Origin of the sequence: Paenarthrobacter sp. NPDC089322 (genome assembly GCF_040684895.1) — a bacterium.
GTDB lineage: Bacteria > Actinomycetota > Actinomycetes > Actinomycetales > Micrococcaceae > Arthrobacter.
On sequence record NZ_JBFBGW010000007.1, the window covers coordinates 134,816 to 154,350 of the forward strand.

Genomic DNA, 19,535 nt, shown 5'->3' on the forward strand with positions numbered 1-19,535 from the left:
TTCTTCTCCTCTGGTCTCCAAGTTTGTTGGCCTCGCCATGTCGTGTAAGACGGGGCCAGGTACCTCAAGGGCCTCAGCCCAAGTTGGGGTTACACGCAAACTCAACGGAGCTTGCTTCGTGATTGATTCGACGGTCCAGAAGAAGCTGGATCGTCGGGCTATTTCCATATTCGCTTCAGATGAACCTCGGTGGGAACGACAGGGCGCACCAACTTCAAAAGCGTTGAGTGCAGGATGCACTGCCCTAGTTTCCGCCTCCCGGATTGAAGGCGGCGGCACCGGAGTTGTTCATGTGGAGGGCAGTGAGCTCACGCTTCAGAACTTTTCCGCTGGGCCCCAATGGCAGCTCGGGCATCATTGTGATGATCCGCGGGTATTTGTAGGCGGCGAGCCGGGCCTTGGCGTAGGCAGTCAATTCCTCGGATGTCGGGGTTGTTCCGGGTGCCGCGATGACCGCGGCGGCTATCTCCTGCCCATGGGTCTCGTGGGGAATGCCGAAGACAGCAACGCTGAGCACGTCCTGGTGTTGGCTCAGGACTTCCTCAATTTCACGGGGGTAGACGTTGTAGCCATTGCGGATGATCATGTCCTTTTTGCGGTCGAGGATGCGAAGGTACCCGTCTGAGTCTTTTGTGCCCAGGTCTCCTGTGCGGAACCATCCATCGACGACCGCTTCGGCCGTGTCTTCCGGGTGGTTGAGGTAGCCCTTGAATAGGTTGTGCCCTCGGATGACCAGCTCTCCGAGCTCACCCGTTGGGAGCAGCTCGATGCTGTCGGACACCTCGGGCCGTGCAATTGAGATGTCCACGCCCCAGATAGGTGTGCCGATGGTACCCGGCCGGGGTTTGATCCCGACATGGTTGAAGCTGGCCACGGGCGAGGTTTCAGTGAGTCCGTAACCCTCGTGAATTTCCACGCCAAACACCTCTCGGAACTGCTCCAGCACAGCCAGGGGAAGCGAGGCTCCACCGGAGATCCCGTACCGCAGGCGTCCTGAACGGGCGGGATTGGTCTTGGCAGCTTCCAGCAGGGCCGCGTACATCGTCGGTACCCCGAAAAATACGTCGACTTTGTGTTCGTGAAGAAGTTCCAACGCGGCCTCTCCGGTGAACCGGGGGCACAAGACGATTGTTGCGCCGGCCCGCAGTCCGGCGTTGAGGACACAGGTCTGTCCGAAGGTATGGAAGAGCGGGAGACCTCCAAAGACCTTGTCGCCGGCCCGGACATCGAACGTGCCGGTCAGAAGAACATGAACTTGCTCCATCAGGGCAAAATGCGTGCCGAGGGAGCCCTTGGCCTTACCCGTCGTTCCAGAGGTGTAGAGGATGGTTGCTGTGTCCTCGGGCCTGCACAGCACATAGCTCGCAATCGGGCTGACAGTGGCGGCTTCGGCCTCCAGTCGTGGAGGCTCTCCGGTGCTGCCGGGAGCCATAACGCTCACGACGTCGATTTCCGCCCTCGCGGCCCCAGCGGCGCCTTCTTCCAGCAGCGGCGCAGCGCAGATCAGCAACTGCGCGCCGCTGTCGCGCAGTACAAGCTCGATTTCCGTCGCCTTCAGGAGCGCGTGAAGCGGTACGACGATCCCACCGAGCGCGAGGATGGCGTAGTAGGCACGGGCGAAGTCAGCCACGTTTGGAATCAGGACGGCGACCCGGTCGCCCGGTCCGATACCGCGGGCACTCAGCGCTCCGGCATAAGCCCGGGTCTGCTTCCACAAGCTTCCGTAGGTGGTCTCTTCCCCGTTGACAATAAGCGCGACGGCTTCGGGGCTGCGGGCCGCCGACTCGGCCAGGATGGCCGCGACGTTGATGGTGCCGAAAGCGACGTTGCTTGGCGTGTTCGTCATGTGTGATGTCCTTGCTGGATTTTCCGGTCGGTTCAGGCTTTGAGGATCAAGGCATCGCCCTGCCCGCCACCACCGCATAGTCCTACGACGCCGGTTCCGCCGCCGCGACGCTGGAGCGCCAAAGCTTGGTGGAGGACCAAGCGCGCCCCTGAAGCGCCGACGGGGTGACCGAGCGCGATAGCACCGCCTTCGGTGTTGATACGGTCAGTACCGATGCCAAGGTCCCTGGCAGACTGAATAACCACGGACGCGAAAGCCTCGTTGATCTCCACCAGGTTAACGTCCTCGATCGTCAGGCCTTCACGCTTAAGAGCCTGCTCGATGGCGAGGGATGGCTGCGAGTGTAGAGCACCGTCCGGGCCGGCAGTCTGGCCGTGGGCGCCGATTTCGGCAATCCACTCCAGGCCGGCCGCTTCCGCAACGACCTTGCTGGCGATAACCAGCGCCGCCGCCCCATCCGAAAGCGGGGAGGAGGAACCGGCAGTAATTGTGGCGTCCTCCGACGCAGAGAAGGCGGGTTTGAGCTGTGACAGAACCTCCGGCGTCGTTTGTGGAAGGATGCCCTCGTCGGCGTCCAGCACGATTGCGGGGCCCTTCCGCTCGGCGATGGTGACGGGGGCAATTTCGTCGGCGAAGAGGCCTGTGGCGCGCGCTTGCTCTGCCCGCTGGTGGGAACGTGCTGCCACCTGGTCTTGTTCTTCACGGCTGATGCTGCGTCCTGGGTTGCCGGCATCAGTTGCGGTACCCATCAAGTCGCCGCTAAACGGGTCCTGCAGTCCGTCGTAGTACAACGAGTCAACCAATGGCGTCTCACCAATGGCTACACCCTTTCGAAGCCCCATGGCCAGATGTGGGGCGTTGGTCATGGACTCCTGGCCGACGGCCACCACGAAATCCGCCTCTCCCGTCTTGATCATCCGGGCCGCGTCGATCACCGCCGTCAGGCCGGACAAGCAGAGTTTGTTCACCGTGACGGTGGGGACGTTCCAGCCAATTCCCGCACCCAGCGCGGCTTGACGGGCTGGCCCCTGACCTGCACCGGCCTGGATCACCTGGCCGACAATGACGGCACTGATCTCCTCGGTCTCAACGCCTGTCCGCTCTAAAGCGGCAACTATGGCATGGGATCCCAGTTCGCTGGCCGAAAGGGAGGAAAGTCCTCCGCGGAAACGGCCGAAGGGAGTGCGCGCGCCACCAAGAATGACGGGGACCGGGGTATCTGTAGACATCTGGAGCCTTTCGGATGGTTCGAGGGTGTGCGGCGAGACCGAGTTGCGCCTTGGCCGCGGTGTGGATTAGACAAATGAGGCGGCGTAGTGGACGATCGGCACAGGCTGTTGGGTTGTTGGCAGTACTACATGGCCACGCGCCTTTTCATAGAATGCGCGAGCTTCGACCCCTTCAGCTGCGATCCAGAGCCCGTCCGCGCCGACAGTTACCGCATCGACGAAACCGGTCCGGATGACCCTGCCGTCTTGGAGGACATGCACTTCGTGGCCGAGCAATTCCTCCCAAGCCACTGTCCCCCGCTCGATGTACGAATCGGCGACGTTCAAGGCACCAGCCTCATCATTGGCAGGCCTGTGCTCATCACCCACCGGCGTCGGCTTTCGCCTCACAGACGTTCAGCGCAGTCTCCTGGATTCCGTCGATGATGACCTGCAAGCCGTCCCGGAACAGGGCTGGCTCGATCACGATCGGGGGAAGCAACCGTATGACGTTTTCGTGAACGCCATTCGTCAATGCCAACACTCCGTTTGCGTGGCAATACGCTGAGACTGCCTTGGCGCGCCGGGACGCGGACTCCAATGTGTCGTCGTCGCCGAATTCAATACCGATCATGGCCCCACGGACTCGTACGTCGATGACGCCGTGACCTGCACCCACGAGCGGGCGCAGCATGTCGACGGCGATTCGACCCAGTTCTGTTGCCTTGTCGAGGACTCTTTCGGAGTCCAGCTGCTCGAACACGGCAAGGGCGGCTTCGCAGGAGAGCGGGTTCCCGGCATAGGTTCCGCCCAGGCCGGCTGGGTGCACGGCATTCATGATCCCGGCGGCGCCGGTCACCGAACTCAACGGCATACCGTTGGCGAGGGCCTTCGCCGCGACCAGGAGATCGGGAACCACGTCTTCGTGCTCGATGGCCCAGATGCGTCCGGTGCGCCCCATGCCGCTCTGGACCTCGTCGGCAATCAGGAGGATGCCATGCTCGTCGGCAATCTCCCGCAGACCGGCAAGAAAGCCCTCCTGCGGTATCAGGCAGCCGGCTTCGCCGAGGATCGGTTCGATGATCATCGCCGCGAAGGTGGCCGGGTCGTTCTCCCACAGGGCCCCCCGCACACGGTCCAGTGAACGCTCGAGGGCATCGGCTGCACCACGTGACGACGTCGGTACCGGCACATGCATGACGTCGTTCGAGAATGGCCCGAATCCGGTCTTGTAGGGGTGTGCTTTGGAGGTCAAGGACATCGTCATGTGGGTCCGGCCGTGGTAGGCGCCTTCAAAGGCAAGGATCTTGGACCTTCCAGTGAAGTAGCGTGCGATCTTCACGGCGTTCTCGTTCGCTTCGGCTCCGGTGGAGAACAAGGCGGTACGCTTTTCCGCACTGCCAGGAGCGTGTTCGTTCAACCAACGACAAACTTCCACGTAGCTCTGGTACTCGGTGGTCATAAAGCAGGTATGGGTGAAGCGATCCAATTGGGCCTGCAAACGTTCCCGCACGCGTCCATTCGAGGCTCCAAGCGCGGTGGGTCCCAAGCCTGAGGCGAGGTCGACGATGCGGTTCCCGTCGACGTCAAGCAGGATGCCGCCATCGGCCCGGTCGATGAAAACCGGCAGTTGTGCGCCGAAACCGTTGGATACCTGGGCACGTCGCTCAACCATCATTGCCTGCGAGCACGGGCCAGGAATCTGCGTGGCGAGATGCCTTGACTGCGGCAATGCCGGGAGCGGCGGCAGCGTCCGGCCCGCATCCGGTACGACGAGCTGGTTTGTGGAGCTCATGAACGAAGGTCCTCCATGTATTCGGCAATGAAGCCTGTGTTGAATGTGCCGCTCCTGAACGTCTCTGTGTTCAGGACTTCGCGGTGAAAGGCAGCGGTGGTCACCACGCCCTCGATCGTGAACTCATCCAAAGCCCGCAGCGTCCGCGCAATCGCTTCATCCCGGTCCTGCCCCCAGCAGATGAGCTTGCCGATCATGGAATCGTAGAAGGGAGGGATGGTCGATCCGCTCTCGATATGCGTATCCAGCCGGACGCCGAATCCTCCAGGTGCCCGGAGCTCGCGGATGGTTCCGGGGTTTGGCGCGAAATTGCGCTCAGCGTCTTCTGCGTTGATGCGGCATTCGATCGCATGGCCCCGTATCCGGACGTCCTCTTGTTTGACGCCGATTTTTCCGCCGCCGGCAATTTGCAGCTGCAGCTTGATCAGGTCCATCCCCGTCACCATTTCGGACACCGGATGCTCAACCTGGATACGTGTATTCATCTCAATGAAGTAGTACTCGCCGGTTGCGTTGTCGAAAACGAACTCCACCGTTCCGGCGTTGGTGTACCCAACTTCTTCGCAGAGTGCTACGGCTGCCTTCGCCAGGCCTTCCCGTTTTTCGCGATCGATGACCGGAGAAGGCGCTTCTTCGACGAGTTTCTGGTTGCGACGCTGCACAGTGCAGTCCCGTTCGCCCAGGTGCAAGGTGGTTGTGCCGTCCGAGACCACCTGGATCTCGATGTGGCGGATGTCTGTGAGATAGCGCTCGATGTAGACGGAGGGGTCTCCGAAGGCGACTTCGGCTTCGGCCATGATTTCCGCGAGGTCACCGGCAAGGGTCTCGGCAGCCTTCACGACGCGCAGGCCGCGGCCTCCACCACCGGCCGCAGCTTTGATCAGCAACGGGAAGCCGACTTCTTCTGCCACCCGAAAGGCCTCGTCGTGATCGGCAATGGCCCCATCGGAGCCGGGGACGGTGGGCACTCCTGCACGTCTGGCAATTTTCTTAGCTTCGATCTTGTCCCCCATGCGGCGTATGACCTCTGCAGATGGTCCAACGAAACCCACGCCTTCGGTCTCGCAGAGTGCTACGAAGTCGGCGTTCTCCGACAGGAACCCGTACCCCGGGTGGATCGCGTCCGCACCGCTCCCCTGTGCCGCGGCAATCAGTGCATCGGCGTGGCGGTAGCTGAGCTTGGCCGGTGCAGGACCTATGCAGACTGACTGGTCGGCAAGCCTAACTGGAAGGGAGTCCCGGTCGGCTTCCGAATGCGCGATGATGCTGCGGATCCCGAGTTCCTTGCAGGCGCGGATCACTCGGAGGGCAATTTCGCCGCGGTTGGCGATCAGCACACTGGAGAGCGTCATGCTGTTTTCCGGATCACGATCAGGGGTTGGCCGTATTCGACCATCGATTCGTTCTCCACCAGCACGCGGGCCACGGTGCCCTCGACGCCTGCTTCGATGTTGTTCATGAGCTTCATGACTTCGACGATGCCCAAGACGCTGTTCGGAGCCACGGTGTCGCCAATGGATACGAAGGCAGGCGCACCTGGTTGGGGTGAAGCATAAAAGGTGCCAAGCATGGGAGCGGTGATCAGTACCTCATTATCGGCGAGTTGTCCGGCGTCGTTCGCTGCTTTTGGCTCCCCATCGGCAGGTGCGGTCTTTGTCTCCTGTGTTGCGGACTCCGGCGCCGTGGTTGGACTCGAGGGCGCGGCAGCCGCGGGTGCAGGTGCCGGAGGAGCGCTGCGGTGGCCGTTAGTGGACGCCGATGCTTCCTGTACGGGGCCGGTGGTGTGGCGGATTCGCGATACGTACAGTTCGACGTCGCCGAACTTGAGCGACAATTCCCGGACGTCTTCGGCAAGGTTCACCCAGTCGACAATCGCCTTGAGTTCTTTCATGTCGGGCAGGCTGTTGGCCATGTTAATTCTCTCCTTTTTCCAGGGTGATCAGCAGATCGCCGCTTTTAAGTGCCTGTCGGCCGGTCCGGGTGCTGTTGTAGAGGGTGGTGATGAGGTCCAGCGTTGGAGTCGGATGACCCGCGGTGGCGCTTTCCTCTGACATGACCTTCTTCATCTCGTCCACCTGTGTTCCTGCGAACTGTGCCCGGAGCAGCCACAGGTCCATGTTTTCGTCCGGGTAGCGCCGCCGGAGGGACGGAAGCATGGGTGCCAGCGGTTCCGGTGTTTCTGCGATGTTGGAGGATCCATTGGCCAGGATTTTCTCCAGTGCAGCAGGTTCGAGGGACGCCAACGGCTTGCCGTAGTAACCTAAGGCGTATTTCTTGACCTCGTTGGGGACCACCCGGTAGCGCTCGCCGCTCATGACGTTCATGACCGCCTGCGTCCCTACGTGCTGGGCGAAGGGGGTGATCATGATCGGATAGGCCAGTTCGGCCCGAACCCGGGCGACTTCCTGCATGAGTTCATCGAAACGATCGGAGAGGCCGGCTGCCTCGAGCTGTGACTGGAAGTTTGACAGCATCCCGCCCGGTGTTTGATGCATGTAGTGCATGCCGGTGTATTCGTGCGGTACGCCCACGGGTTTACCTTCGTCTTCGGCGATGCGGGAAAGCTTCCGGCTGATCGCCGCGACGCGTTCGTCGTCGACGTTCACCGTGTAACCAAGCGCCCGCAGATCCCTCACGGTGCCTTGGGTGGAGGGCTGACCGTTGCCCGAGGCGAGCGGCGCGATGGAGGTGTGGATGGAGTCGGCTCCGAGTTCCACTGCTTCCAGGCAGACCAGGGGCGCGAGGCCCGTCAGGCTGTGGGTGTGCACTTCCAGCGGCCTGGTGCCGATGACAGCCCGCAACGCCGGAACCAGGGTGCGTACCCGGTCCGGAGTAAGGAGTCCGCCGGCGTCCTTGAGCATGATCCGGTCCACGCCGGCTTTTTCGATCAGTTCCTTCGCTTTGGCGACGAACAGATCGTCGGTGTGCACCGGCGACTCGCAGAAGGACACTGCACCGAAGGTCTCTGCGCCCAGCTGCTTGGCCCGGAGCAGTGCGGCGGAGATATTGTCGACGTCGTTGAGCCCGTCGAACGCACCGATCTCCCTGAAACCGTTGGCTACAAGGCGATCAACCCACGCCTCAATGACGTCGTCGGGCAGGAAATCGAAGCTTGCCAGGTTCTTGGAGCGGATCAATGCCCTGAAGGTCGTGTTGGGCGCATGCCTGTGCATCAGCCGGACCCGCTCCCACGGGTCTTCCTTCAGGTACCGGACGGCGACATCGAATTGGATGGGCGCCATCAAGTCCACGTGCTCGAACCCGGCAGCGTCGAATTCCTCGATCATCTCGATCATGTGCGTCGTGCGCATACGCGTCGCCCAAAGGCTCTGGTGGCCGTCGCGCAGCGTGGTGTCGATGATTTTCACTTCACGGCGACTGTGTGGGGGGCGTCCGCCGCGGCTCATGACTTCCGCGATGTTGACGGAGGAGTTCTCCGGCATGTGCCTCAGCTCCTTTGCTGGTGTGTTGGTGGGGTGTGCGGGTTTCGGGTCAGCGTGTGGCAAGGTGCGGCGAGCCGGCCTTCGCCGAGAACCTCCTCGGCGGAAGGTCCGCCATTGTCAGGAGCCCGGGCGGGAGGCCCGGAAGCGATGGGATGACGTTCGCGGCGACAGCGACGGTGGAGGCATAACTATCGATGCGACTGCTGGAGAACTGCAATGTTTGGAATCCACTCTCGATCCTCCAGCTGTCGCCCTCGGGGAAGGCGTCCGCAGTCTCGAAAATTCCGAAGTCGATGACTGCATCAACCACCACCCGGCCATCGACGAGTCCCCTCGCTGCGTGCCGGAGCACCGCGATCGTTCCAGCCTCAAGGGTGAGGTGAGGGGTTGTGCGCGGGTGCTCGGTGAAGAGGACGGGTTCCGGCTCATCGACGACGATCTTGTCGAGGCTCCAGCCCAGGCCGTCACTCAGGGCGGCGACGGACTCCCGGAAGCCCACGTGCCCGATCACCCCGCCGTCATTCAGCTGGGCGGCAAACTGTGTGGCCGTGAGCCCGAAGCCGAATTTCGAGAGGATGCCTCCATACCCGGACATCTCCGCTGTCCTGCGCATCGTCACGCTGGTCACGTCCGTGGTGAGGCTGCTGAGCAGCATTGGGAGGGTGTCCAGGAGGATTCCGGGGTTGCAGCCGGTGCCCAGGACGGTGCGGCCCGCGGCCCGGGCTCGCGCGTCGATGCGCCGGGCAACGGGACCATGGTCGAAGAAACCGAAGCCCAGCTGTTCGCAGATGGTGACCACGTCCATGCCGCGGTCCAGGAGCGCGTTGATGATCGGTTCGACCTCCTCGACGAACGACGTGGTGGCGACGAATGCGACGTCGGCATCGGGCGCATCTGCCAAGGCCGGAACGATGCGTGCAGTCGGGTCCGTTCCGGGAACGACGGCGGCGAGGTCACCTGGGCCTGCTGCAGGGTCGACGGCGCCGACCAGCCGGCATTGCGAGGCACCGACCAGCAGCGCTCCCACGGCACGGCCGACGGCTCCCAAACCGACGAGCAGCACGCGTGGTGCGTCAGTAGAGTTCATGATTGTCCTTTGCGATGAGTGGGGGGTCAGGATGGCGGCTTGGCATCAGCGGTCAGCCGAGGCCGCCCAGAGTGTCTGTCTCGGTGTTGCCGATCCGGGCGAGCACGTCGGGCCGGATCCGCCGGATGCGGGCGAACCAGGCGAGTCCGATGAGCATCGACGCCACGAAGACGTACGGAATGAGGTTCAGCGGGAACGCCGGCACCGGCCAGACGTTGGCGAAGAAGATGTACGCCATGGCCAGCACGGCGATGGTCGCACACACCGTGACCAGGGTGCGCGGCATGCCCATCTTCTGCACGTACACCGCGCAGGCGAACGAGACGAGGGCGTAGGCGACCATGTAGCCGTACACCCCGAACGTATCAAGCCAGACCACGATCTCCATCGGGTGTACTCCGTTGAGCAGGAGGGCGATGTCAACGACGACCGATAAGGTGCCGCCGATGAGGAGCACCCGGTGTGGAGTGAGGTGCTTCCTGTGGGTCCGGCCGAGGCTCTCGTGAACCACTCCCTCCTTGCCCATGACGTAGACGATGCGTCCGAGCACGTTGAGCGCTGCGATGCACACAGCCGAGAACGAGGCAGCGACGCCGAAGAGCAGTACGGCCGTGAACCAGACGGGCATGCCGATCCTGTCGGCGATGTCCTGCAGCGGGTTCGCCGATTCCGCGAGCCCATCGCCGAGCACCGCGATCTGCGTGTACGCCCCGAAGAGGTAGATCAGGCCGATGCCGACGACGCTCCACATGATGACGCGGGGAATGGCCTTGTACGGATTCTTCGCCTCACGGCCGAGCGCGTCAGCCGAGGAGAAACCCGCGAAGCCTAGAACGCCCAGCACCATACCCGCCGCGATACCTTGGGGCGGTGCACCTTCAAGGGTGAACTGCTGGGGATCCCACGCGTCCGGTCCGATCGCGAAAAGAGCCGTGACGAACAGCGTCAGGATGATCAGCACAGACACGATCTCCAGCACGAACGAGATACGCGCTGAGATCTGGATCCCTTGGATGGTGAAGAACGTCGTGACGGCACCGAGAATCAGGGTCAACACGACGTACCCGACCGTGCTGGCCGCCGGCACACCGAAGGCCTGCAGCAGGTCGGCCGCGTAGGAGACGCCACCGCCGAGCGAGCCTGCCGTGACCCCCCAGCAGCCGATGATCAACGCCAGACCCGCAATGTAAGCGGCTGTTGGTCCGAGCGACTTCGAGACGTAGGTGTAAAGGGACCCGGCCGAGGCGTTCTTCCTCGCGAAGATGGTGACGCACCAGCCGACGCTCAGGATCACAATCATCGCGAGCAGGAGCGACAGCAGTGTGCCGCTTCCCGCGCTGATGAATATCGCGGCCGCGGTGAACGCCAGGACCGCGCTCGGGGCGATGTTCGCGATGGCCTGGGCGCCGAGCTCGGCTGACCCCATCACGCCGTGACGCAGCCCTGCATCTTGGGGAGGTGCCTGCTTAACTGTGGACATGGGTGCTCTCCTTCGAGCGAATGATTTGTTGGGGGGATCCGGGGATGGCCGGGTCAGGGGATGAGCAGTGTCCGCAGCACGCCGCCCGCCACGAGGTCATCGAGCGCCTCCGCAGCTTCGGCCAGGGGACGACGTCCGGAGATGAGCGGGTCCAGCTTGAGCCGGCCTTCCATGTATTGGTCCACCAGCGCGGGAATGTCGATCGAGGGGCGGACCGAACCATAATTGGAGCCGAGGATCCGCTGGTCAGCCTCGGCGAGGACCAACGGCTCAAACGAAGCCTTGGCACCGGTGGGCGGCAGTCCAACAATCACAGCGGCGCCCCCGAGGGCCAACATTGCGATTGCCTGCTCGGTGGTGACGGTGCGTCCAATCGCATCGAATGCGTAGTCGACGCCGTCAGGAATCAACGCGCGAAGCTGCTCAACGACGTCGCCCTTCGAGGCGTCGATGCGGTCAGTCGCGCCGAATTCCAGGGCCATCTCCGTCTTTTCGTTCACGACATCGATCGCGACTATGCGCTCGGCCCCCGCAATGGTGGCGCCCTGGACCACGTTAAGCCCGACCCCTCCGCATCCGATGACGGCAACCGTCGAGCCGGGCTCGACGCCTGCTGTGTTCGTGACGGCGCCGACGCCCGTGGCGACCGCGCAGCCGACCACGGAGATCACATCGAGGGGGGCGTCGTCGCGGACCTTGATCGCACCGGATGCCGGCACCACTACTTCCTCCGCAAAAGAGGAAACGCCCAAGTAGTGAAAAAGGGCTTCTTTGGCGCCGTTGTCGGTGGTCTTGCTCATGCGGGGGGTCCCGTCGAACAGCACGCCCTCTGGCGCCACAAGGGTCGCAACCGTATGGCAGCGGGCCTCGCGGCCCTGCGCGCAATGGCGGCACTCGCCGCACGGCGGCACCCAGCTGAGGACCACATGGTCACCTACGGCGAGCGACGTGACGCCCTCGCCGAGTTCGACGACAACTCCGGAGCCTTCGTGGCCCATCACCATCGGAACGGCGGCGTCCCAATCGCCCTGGCGGACGTGTAGATCGGAATGGCAGACGCCGGCGGCCGCGATTTTGACGCGGACTTCGCCCGCCTTCGGGGCGGCCAGATCGACGTCGGTCACGGCAACTCGGGTATCGGAATCGCGGAAGACTACTGCCTTCATGGTTCCTGCTCCTTCACTTTTTTGGCATGCGAAATCAACGCCTCGCATGTAAGGGGGTTTGGGGGCGGCAGCTTGGCGGCACTGCCCGATGCAACCGGAAGGTCCGGGTGAAATGGTCCTACTCGGCGACGAAGTAGAGACGCTTGTTCGCGAACTCGCCGATGCCGAGGGGGCCCATTTCGCGCCCGAATCCGGATCGCTTCACGCCGCCGAACGGGATGTCCGCTCCTTCCGCGGCAATGATGTTTACGTGGGCCATGCCGACCTCAAGCTGGGAGGCCAGCCGTGCAGCGCGTGCTGTGTCAGTAGAGAACACCGAACCGCCGAGACCCAGCGGGCAGTCATTGGCCAGCTCCAGCGCCTCCTCGTCGCTGTGCACCCGGTACACAGTGGCTACGGGACCGAAGATTTCTTCGCGGTACGACCCTGAGTCGCGGGGTACGTCCACGAGGACCGCGGGTGAGAAGTAAGCGCCGGGTCCATCGGACAGCTCGCCGCCTGCCAGGAGCCGGGCGCCCTCGGAGACGGCCGTGCGGACCTGGGCGTCAACTGTTTCCGCGGCGGCGCGGGTGGAGAGCGGGGTGTACTCCCCCGCCTGGAGGTTCAATTGGTCACCGGGTTTGAGACCCTCGGCGAGCGAAACCAGTTCGGCAACGAATTCGTCGTAGATGTCGTCCATGACAATCAGGCGCTTGTTGGAATTGCACACCTGTCCGCCGTTGTAGATGCGGTTCTCCCACGCGGCCTGGGCAATGCCGGCGACGTCCTCGGAGTCGAGGACCACCATTGCATCGATGCCACCGAGTTCCAGGACGCACTTCTTGAGCGCGGAGCCTGCCTGTGCGCCAATGATGGCGCCCGCAGCTTCCGAGCCTGTCAGTGAGATTCCCTGGACACGAGGATCATCGATGATGACGGCGATCTGCTCATGCGAGGTGAACAGGGCCTGGTAGCCTCCGGACGGAAGTCCGGCCTCCTGAAGGATCTCCTGCATGGCGAGGTTCGAACGTGGACAGATATCGGCATGCTTGAGCAGGATCGTGTTCCCCAGCACCAAATTCGGGGCTGCGAAGCGGGCCACCTGGTAGTAAGGGAAGTTCCACGGCATGATCCCGACCAGGACACCCAGCGGAAGCTGCTGGATCACGGCCCGGCCAGGCACGGAGCTCGGAATCTCGTATTCGGTGACGAGACCCGGTCCGTGGACGCCGTAGTAATTGAAGATTTCAGCGGCGAAATCGACTTCTTCAAGGGCAGCTTCGATGGACTTGCCCATTTCCGTGGAGATGATCCGCGCAAGCGCATCACGGCGTTCTGTGAAGAGTCCTGCTACGCGCCGCACGACTGCGGCGCGATGCTGCACAGTGTGGCCCTTCCATTCCTGGTAGGCTGCGTCGGCAGCTGTAAGCTGCTGCTGCACCTGATCGTCGGTTGCTGACGCGAATGTTTCAGTAATGTCGCCGGTCGCCGGGTTCTGAACTCGGTACTTGGCCATGATGGTTCCTGTCCGTTTCGTTGGATATTCGTCTGAGTGCCTATTAACGGGCGGCGAGGAGGGCCCGGCGTCGGCTGCCGTTGAACAGGTCGCTGGCCCGGTCGAAGAGCCACACCGCGCGCAGGACGAATGGATTTATCGCCGGGGAGGGCGCATAAACCGCTTTTTCCTCCCAGACCGACTCAAGGTCTGCCGATCGCTTGCCGTCGACGATGTGGTCGGCGATGAGCGTCCCCAGGTAGGGTGCCTGCGCGAGGCCGTGGCCGTTGCAGGAGGCGGAGTAGTAGACGTTGTCGCCGACCCGCCCGGCCACCGTGGTCCACGACGCGGAGAACGCGATCCAGCCTCCCCAGCAGCGCGCGATGGGTACGTCGGACAGCGATGGGAAGCGCTTGTAAAAATTGTCCGCCAGTTCGCTCATCATCCCCGGGTCCGGGCTTCGTGGCTGGAGCGGATATTTGGCCCCTGATTCCAGGCGGCGGACACCGAAGACAATGGTGTTGCGGGCCGTGAGTCGGAAGTTCTCCATGATCTGATGCTGGGTGACCACGCCAGAGCGGCTGGTCCATCCCAGTGCAGCGATCCGTTCCGGAGCGATCGGAGCCGTCTCGACCTCAATAATCCAGGCAGGGGTGGAGAGATGCTTGGGGATGATGTCCCACTCGCCGGAGTAGGCGTTGGTCGACAACACAACCTTGTTCGCGGTGAGCTCCCCCCCGGAGGTCGTCATAACGACCTTGCCGCCCCGTCGCTGCACGTCAACGACCCTGGATTTCTCGAACACCCGTGCCGGGGAGTCGAGCAGTGCCCGCCGCAGACCGCGGGACAGCTTGCCCGGGTTGAGCATTCCACCGCGACGTTCCCGCATACCTCCGACGAACGCTCCAGGGATGCCGATCTCCTTGGCTGTGCCGACTTGGCCGTCGACTCCAACCTTCCTGAGGATTGCCGCGAGCGTCTTCACCCGGAACATCTGGACCGGGGACACAGCTGCCCACACCATGCCGTTGGCCTCATAGTCGCAATCGATCTTGTGGCTCTCGATGAGACCTTCCACGTAGTTCGCCGCGTTGTCCGCGAACCTCACCATGCCGGGAAGCTTTTTCGGAGAAAGGACCTGCAGCATCCGAAGGTCACCTCCGGGAGCGGAGGCTATCTGCCCGCCGTTACGCGAGCTGGCCCCGTAGCCGCAGAACTCGGATTCGACCAGCGCCACGTCCACACCCCGCTCGGCAAGGCGCAGCGCGGTTGCCATGCCGCCCACGCCCCCACCAACCACGGCGACGTCGCACTCCTGGGTTCCCTGCAGCGACGGCGCGAATTCCGTTGGTGCGTCAATCCATCCGGTGAACGTGCTGTACTCAACGTTCTTAAACTTGGTGTTCATGACAATACTCCTTCTTTGTTCGCGGCGGCCGCGGCGTCGTCCCGCGCATTCCGCTCCGACAGCGCCTTGTAGCCCTTGAAGTAAATGAATCCCTGGGTGCCCCACGTTGCCAACGCGGCGGAGTAGAACCAGGAGCGGTGGGCGTCATCGAACGGCCATGGAAAGAAGTCGTAAGTGATGGCGATCAGCATCGCCACGATCGTGATCATCCCGGTGGCGACGGCCCAGCCCTTCGAGCCGGCACGCCAGAGCCGTTGCGCGAAATAGAACAGGAAGATCGACGTGATCAGGTTCGTGATGACGAAGAACGTCGCAGGGGCGACGCCGTACGCCCCGCCCTCGTGGAACCCCACCAGGACGATTCCGCCGACGATGGCGAGTGCGAAGGCACCCACCTCCACCCAGAGGGTCGGCTTGTAGCGATGGGTGACCATCATCAGGCCGAGGATGAGGACCAGCGTGAACCCAAATGAGCGCGAGAATGCGTCGAGGAAATACGCAATCGTGTACATAGGGCTGTTCGGGTCGCCGCCGCTCAAGACCGACCACAACAGGAAGTTGGTCGCCGAAGTGCCGACCACCATCCACTCAAGGCCAAGGAAATAGTTCTTGTACCTCCGGATGAACCGCCACCCGTAGAAGAAGCCTGCAAAGATCAGCCACAGGTCTGCGAGAAGGAAGAGTGATTCGATCATTATGCTGATTCCTTTCGAAGCCGGGCGATGATTCTTTCGGCGGCCCGCTGGCCCGTGAGGACCGCGCCATTCATGCATCCGGCCCATTCGCCGGCGGTCTCGGTGCCCGCCCATTCGATCCGGCCATGCGGCTCAGTGAGGGCGCCTGCGTATGTCATGGTGGCGTAGGGAGGCGCTGCCGGGTTCGGCCCACCGGGGGCAAACGTGTCCGTGCCCCAACAGTGGTCTGTGTAGTCGATGGGACTTTCTGCCTGCGAACCGTAGAGGGTTGCTAGCTGCTTAAGGACACGCTCGCGACGAAGCTCCGGGCTGAAACCATCGAACACCCGTGGATCGCAGAAAGCCATCAGGATCCCGGGGCCGTCCTGGGGCGAGACATCGAAGGTGATGAACACCGTGCCGGTGTCGGTGACGGACTCGCCGGACAACCCGTCGGCCCGCCAGAATGGCGTTTCGTACGCTACCAGCGCCTTGCTCAGGGCGCCCATGCGCCACGTCTTGGTGAGGCCTTCGGCAGTCTCCGACAACACGGGTTCAAATTCGATGTCAGCCCGGTGCGTGGGCGCGGCCGTCACGATGGCGTGCTTGGCCTGGATCGTCCCAGTGCCCGTGTGAACGGTGACGCCCTGTCCATCCTGGACAATCCGGCGGACCGGTGAATTCAAGACCACACGGTCGCCAAGTTGTTCGGCCAAGCGCCTCGCGATTTCCTGCGTGGTCTCGGCGATCCGGTCCTGCTGCTGGCCGTTCTCGACGTCCAGCATGTGGTTGATTCCCCCCACGGCGCGGATGTAGCGGAGAGCGTGCAGCAGCGACACATCCCCAGGGCTGGCGCCCCACTGCACTTTGCTCACCAGCGTCATCAAAGCGCGTGTGCTGGGCAGTGCGCGTTTCCGGTCGAGCCACTCACCGAATGAAATGGCATCCAGCTTGGCGGCGTCCGGAGACTCCCACGCGGCCTCGACATCGATGGTCCCCACGAGCTTTTCAAGGGCCATCTGCACCCGGGCCATGTCCACCACCCCGACCGGTGAGACCGGCGGAATCGTGCCTTTGTATTCACGGCGCTTTCCCCCGAGCCATTGGACGTTCTTGCCAATGGCGAACTGCTTCGTCGTCGTGCAGCCGACCCTGGCCGCGAGATCACGGATGGCGGTGTGCCGCGGTGATACCCAGGTAGCGCCCAGGTCCACTTTCACTCCGGCAACTTCGCCGGTATAGGAACGTCCTCCAACCCGGTCCCGGCCCTCCAGGACAACGATCGAAGCGCCCGTACTCACGAGCCGGTCCGCCGCGCTCAAGCCTGCGAACCCCGCCCCGACAATGACCACATCCACGGTTTCCCTACGGGTGCGTGTTTCAACTGATCTGGACATGGCTTCCTCCTGTACCAACACGTTCGGCGTGCTGGAAGATGTAGTGGGTGATGGGGTCCACCAATGCTTGGGGCATGTGGTGCCCCATCCCGGGGATGACCACGTGCTGCGCCTTGCGGATGGCGCTCACAGTTGCTTCACCACCGTTCTGGGCCACCATGAGGTCACGGTCACCGTTGATGACCAGTGTCGGGGCCGTGATCCTGGCGAGCTCGGGGGTCCTGTCTCCGGCGAGCTGGATTGCCTGGATCTGACGCGCCGAGCCGGCTGCCAGGTCCCCGGCGCTGCGGTCCCACCCGCGTGCCGCGATGGCAGCTTCGGCGGCATCATCGATCGGGTATTCCTTGCCCGCAATGTGCCGGGTGATCCGCAGATGGGCGCGAACGGCCTCTGTACGGTTGCGGGCGTCCGGCCCCATGAGGAGCCGGATTGTTGACGCCGCCGGCTGGCCGACCTTCCGAGAGCCCGTGGTGGAGTAGATCGACGTCAGTGACAGGACGCGGTCTGGCTCGGTTGCGGCGATGGTCTGGGCGATCATTCCGCCGAGCGAACGGCCAACAACATGGACCCTCTCGATCCCCAGATGATCAAGGACGCCCACTGAATCCTGGGCCATGTCCGCGAGCGTGTAGCCGTCGCGGCGCGGACGCGCCATGACCTGGCGCCAAACCGCAGGTGCCGGCGTCGTCATGTAAGTGGACCTGCCGACGTCGCGGTTGTCGACGGAGACCACCCGGAAACCGTGGGCGACCAGGGAATCGACCACCGGTTCGGTCCAGAAGGTGAGATCTTCGCCCAGTCCGGCGATCAGCAGGATCACGGGGTCGGCTTTGCTGCCGGCGTCACGGAAGCAGATGGTCACCCCGGAAGGTACGACGGCGAACCGGTCCAGGTCCGCTGCGGCGAACTCAGACATGGGCCACCTGCTGACCGGCTGCACGGCGGCCTGCGGACCGCACTCCAAACTCAAGGTTCCCGTCCGTGACCGGTCCGCGCAGTGCCTTGGCGTCCTCCGGGTAGGACATCATTGTCCGCCAGGGCTTCACCGGGCCCTGCCGGGGAAGAACGTCCTCCCCGCGCTTGGCGTAGCCGGACTGAAGGTCCATGATCGGCCTGGTTGTCATTCCCGGAACCGCGACCGGCACAACAGTGTCGTACCCGTGGGCGTCCATGTGCTTCACCAAGTCGATGAAGTAGCGGCACAGCAAGCTCACCTTCAGGGTCCAGGACGACGTCGTGTAGCCGATGGCCATTGCCCAGTTCGGAATGCCGCTGAGGAGGGTCCCTCGGTAGGCGATGGTGTCGGCAACGTCTACCCGGCGCCCGTCTACCTCGATCGGCATGCCGCCGAAGAGCTGCAGGTTCAGTCCGGTGGCCGTCACAATGATGTCGGCGGCAAGTTCCTCGCCCGATTCCAGGACGACACCGCGCTTGCTGAAGCGTGCAACGCTCCCCGTGACGACGGAGGCGTCGCCGGACTTGATGGCGTCGAAGAAGTCGCCGTCAGGCGCCGCGCACAGGCGCTGGTCCCATGGTGCGTACGGCGGATTGAAGTGCTTGTCGACGTCGAAGCCCTTCCCAAGCCGCTTGATGTTCTCGCGTCGCACCATGGCGCGTCCGGCTCTGGGGAACCGGCGCAGGCCTTCGACAACGAAGTGCTCGGTCCAGATGTTCTTGATCCTCGTGGCTGCATATCCGCGCCGTTCGCCGAGGAGCTTCGTCAGGGCCAACGCCACACGGTCCACCCGCGGCAACGGCATGATGTAGGTCGGGGTCCGTTGGAGCATGGTGACGTGACCGGCAGCCCCGGGCCCCTTTGCCATCGCGGGAACCATGGTTACAGCAGTGGCACCGCTGCCGATGATCACAACCTTCTTACCGCTGTAGTCCAGGTTCTCCGGCCAGTGCTGCGGATGCACCAGCACACCCTCGAAGTCCTCGCTGCCTGGGAACGATGGGGAGTACCCCTCGTCGTAGTTGTAGTAGCCGGTGGCGGCAAAGACCCAGCCGGCTTTGATGGTCTTGGTGACGGCGGCGCCGTACGGATCTTGCGTGGTGGCCGTTAAGGTCCACGTCGATTCCGCGGAGGACCATTCCGAACGCAGCACGCGATGCCCGGTTCTGATGAGGCCCGCCACAGCGTTTTCGTCGACCGTCTCGCGGAGATAGTCCAAGATCAAGGGTGCGTCGGCGATAGCATTCTCGTGGCGCCACGGTTTGAATTCATAACCGAAAGTGTGCAGATCGGAGTCCGAGCGGATTCCCGGGTAACGGAAGAGGTCCCACGTACCGCCGATGTTGTCCCGACGTTCGAGCACGATCAGGGACTTTCCGGGCAGCTCGCGCCTGAAGTACGTCGCTGCGCCGATCCCGGAGATTCCTGCTCCAATCACCACGATGTCGAATTCCTCGAACTCGTCTGATGCTCCACTGGTCATCGTTGGCTCCTTGCTGTTCCAAAGCTGTTGATCAAGTGTCGCCAGTCACACCGGGCGGCCACTACGACAATGCGCACCCGCTTTAACCGGCCGGGGTGCACCGTGCACACAATGGGTTC

16 protein-coding genes are annotated in these 19,535 nt (G+C 63.1%); all 16 read right to left on the reverse strand.

Features of this window, described 5'->3' with window-relative positions:
* Window positions 1–244: 244 nt before the first annotated feature.
* The 16 genes from AB0N65_RS09905 to AB0N65_RS09980 all read right to left on the reverse strand — a co-directional run bounded on the left by AB0N65_RS09905 (window position 245) and on the right by AB0N65_RS09980 (window position 19,416).
* Window positions 245–1,846, reverse strand: coding sequence for a long-chain fatty acid--CoA ligase (locus AB0N65_RS09905; RefSeq protein WP_364160607.1), 1,602 nt, complete (start codon window positions 1,844–1,846; stop codon window positions 245–247).
* 32 nt (window positions 1,847–1,878) lie between these two features.
* Window positions 1,879–3,075 carry an acetyl-CoA C-acyltransferase gene (locus AB0N65_RS09910; RefSeq protein WP_364160609.1) on the reverse strand — a complete coding sequence of 399 codons (1,197 nt, stop codon included), beginning with the start codon at window positions 3,073–3,075 and terminating at the stop codon, window positions 1,879–1,881.
* Between the two features lie 66 nt (window positions 3,076–3,141).
* Window positions 3,142–3,444, reverse strand: a complete 303-nt coding sequence (locus tag AB0N65_RS09915; RefSeq protein WP_364160611.1) for a hypothetical protein — start codon at window positions 3,442–3,444, stop codon at window positions 3,142–3,144.
* Window positions 3,437–4,849: an aminotransferase class III-fold pyridoxal phosphate-dependent enzyme gene (locus AB0N65_RS09920; protein ID WP_364160613.1), complete on the reverse strand. Its 1,413-nt coding sequence runs from the start codon at window positions 4,847–4,849 to the stop codon at window positions 3,437–3,439. The genes AB0N65_RS09915 and AB0N65_RS09920 overlap by 8 nt, the downstream gene beginning before the upstream one ends.
* Window positions 4,846–6,201, reverse strand: coding sequence for an acetyl-CoA carboxylase biotin carboxylase subunit (gene accC / locus AB0N65_RS09925; RefSeq protein WP_364160615.1), 1,356 nt, complete (start codon window positions 6,199–6,201; stop codon window positions 4,846–4,848). The genes AB0N65_RS09920 and accC overlap by 4 nt, the downstream gene beginning before the upstream one ends.
* Window positions 6,198–6,761, reverse strand: a complete 564-nt coding sequence (gene accB / locus AB0N65_RS09930) for an acetyl-CoA carboxylase biotin carboxyl carrier protein (RefSeq protein ID WP_364160617.1) — start codon at window positions 6,759–6,761, stop codon at window positions 6,198–6,200. The genes accC and accB overlap by 4 nt, the downstream gene beginning before the upstream one ends.
* A 1-nt stretch (window position 6,762) precedes the next feature.
* Window positions 6,763–8,292: a pyruvate carboxylase subunit B gene (locus AB0N65_RS09935; protein WP_364160619.1), complete on the reverse strand. Its 1,530-nt coding sequence runs from the start codon at window positions 8,290–8,292 to the stop codon at window positions 6,763–6,765.
* 49 nt (window positions 8,293–8,341) lie between these two features.
* Window positions 8,342–9,379: a hypothetical protein gene (locus tag AB0N65_RS09940; RefSeq protein ID WP_364160621.1), complete on the reverse strand. Its 1,038-nt coding sequence runs from the start codon at window positions 9,377–9,379 to the stop codon at window positions 8,342–8,344.
* Between the two features lie 52 nt (window positions 9,380–9,431).
* Window positions 9,432–10,859 carry an APC family permease gene (locus AB0N65_RS09945; RefSeq protein WP_364160623.1) on the reverse strand — a complete coding sequence of 476 codons (1,428 nt, stop codon included), beginning with the start codon at window positions 10,857–10,859 and terminating at the stop codon, window positions 9,432–9,434.
* A gap of 53 nt (window positions 10,860–10,912) precedes the next feature.
* Complete coding sequence (locus AB0N65_RS09950; protein WP_364160625.1) at window positions 10,913–12,025, reverse strand: Zn-dependent alcohol dehydrogenase; 1,113 nt, start codon at window positions 12,023–12,025, stop codon at window positions 10,913–10,915.
* A gap of 118 nt (window positions 12,026–12,143) precedes the next feature.
* Window positions 12,144–13,520, reverse strand: coding sequence for an aldehyde dehydrogenase family protein (locus AB0N65_RS09955; protein WP_364160627.1), 1,377 nt, complete (start codon window positions 13,518–13,520; stop codon window positions 12,144–12,146).
* A 43-nt stretch (window positions 13,521–13,563) separates the two neighbouring features.
* Window positions 13,564–14,907, reverse strand: a complete 1,344-nt coding sequence (locus AB0N65_RS09960) for an FAD-binding oxidoreductase (RefSeq protein ID WP_364160629.1) — start codon at window positions 14,905–14,907, stop codon at window positions 13,564–13,566.
* Complete coding sequence (locus tag AB0N65_RS09965) at window positions 14,904–15,602, reverse strand: hypothetical protein (RefSeq protein WP_364160631.1); 699 nt, start codon at window positions 15,600–15,602, stop codon at window positions 14,904–14,906. The genes AB0N65_RS09960 and AB0N65_RS09965 overlap by 4 nt, the downstream gene beginning before the upstream one ends.
* Window positions 15,602–16,978, reverse strand: a complete 1,377-nt coding sequence (locus AB0N65_RS09970) for a flavin monoamine oxidase family protein (RefSeq protein WP_364160633.1) — start codon at window positions 16,976–16,978, stop codon at window positions 15,602–15,604. The genes AB0N65_RS09965 and AB0N65_RS09970 overlap by 1 nt, the downstream gene beginning before the upstream one ends.
* Window positions 16,962–17,894: an alpha/beta fold hydrolase gene (locus AB0N65_RS09975; RefSeq protein WP_364160635.1), complete on the reverse strand. Its 933-nt coding sequence runs from the start codon at window positions 17,892–17,894 to the stop codon at window positions 16,962–16,964. Before AB0N65_RS09975 ends, AB0N65_RS09970 begins: the two co-directional genes overlap by 17 nt.
* Window positions 17,887–19,416: an NAD(P)/FAD-dependent oxidoreductase gene (locus AB0N65_RS09980; RefSeq protein WP_364160637.1), complete on the reverse strand. Its 1,530-nt coding sequence runs from the start codon at window positions 19,414–19,416 to the stop codon at window positions 17,887–17,889. Before AB0N65_RS09980 ends, AB0N65_RS09975 begins: the two co-directional genes overlap by 8 nt.
* Window positions 19,417–19,535 lie beyond the last annotated feature (119 nt).

Coding starts and splice junctions, on each gene's coding strand:
- AB0N65_RS09910 (WP_364160609.1), bottom strand. CDS start 3,075: ATGTCTACAGATACCCCGGTCCCCGTCATTCTTGGTGGCGCGCGCACT.
- AB0N65_RS09905 (WP_364160607.1), bottom strand. CDS start 1,846: ATGACGAACACGCCAAGCAACGTCGCTTTCGGCACCATCAACGTCGCG.
- AB0N65_RS09965 (WP_364160631.1), bottom strand. CDS start 15,602: ATGATCGAATCACTCTTCCTTCTCGCAGACCTGTGGCTGATCTTTGCA.
- AB0N65_RS09955 (WP_364160627.1), bottom strand. CDS start 13,520: ATGGCCAAGTACCGAGTTCAGAACCCGGCGACCGGCGACATTACTGAA.
- accC (WP_364160615.1), bottom strand. CDS start 6,201: ATGACGCTCTCCAGTGTGCTGATCGCCAACCGCGGCGAAATTGCCCTC.
- AB0N65_RS09950 (WP_364160625.1), bottom strand. CDS start 12,025: ATGAAGGCAGTAGTCTTCCGCGATTCCGATACCCGAGTTGCCGTGACC.
- AB0N65_RS09970 (WP_364160633.1), bottom strand. CDS start 16,978: ATGTCCAGATCAGTTGAAACACGCACCCGTAGGGAAACCGTGGATGTG.
- AB0N65_RS09920 (WP_364160613.1), bottom strand. CDS start 4,849: ATGAGCTCCACAAACCAGCTCGTCGTACCGGATGCGGGCCGGACGCTG.
- AB0N65_RS09935 (WP_364160619.1), bottom strand. CDS start 8,292: ATGCCGGAGAACTCCTCCGTCAACATCGCGGAAGTCATGAGCCGCGGC.
- accB (WP_364160617.1), bottom strand. CDS start 6,761: ATGGCCAACAGCCTGCCCGACATGAAAGAACTCAAGGCGATTGTCGAC.
- AB0N65_RS09975 (WP_364160635.1), bottom strand. CDS start 17,894: ATGTCTGAGTTCGCCGCAGCGGACCTGGACCGGTTCGCCGTCGTACCT.
- AB0N65_RS09945 (WP_364160623.1), bottom strand. CDS start 10,859: ATGTCCACAGTTAAGCAGGCACCTCCCCAAGATGCAGGGCTGCGTCAC.
- AB0N65_RS09940 (WP_364160621.1), bottom strand. CDS start 9,379: ATGAACTCTACTGACGCACCACGCGTGCTGCTCGTCGGTTTGGGAGCC.
- AB0N65_RS09960 (WP_364160629.1), bottom strand. CDS start 14,907: ATGAACACCAAGTTTAAGAACGTTGAGTACAGCACGTTCACCGGATGG.
- AB0N65_RS09980 (WP_364160637.1), bottom strand. CDS start 19,416: ATGACCAGTGGAGCATCAGACGAGTTCGAGGAATTCGACATCGTGGTG.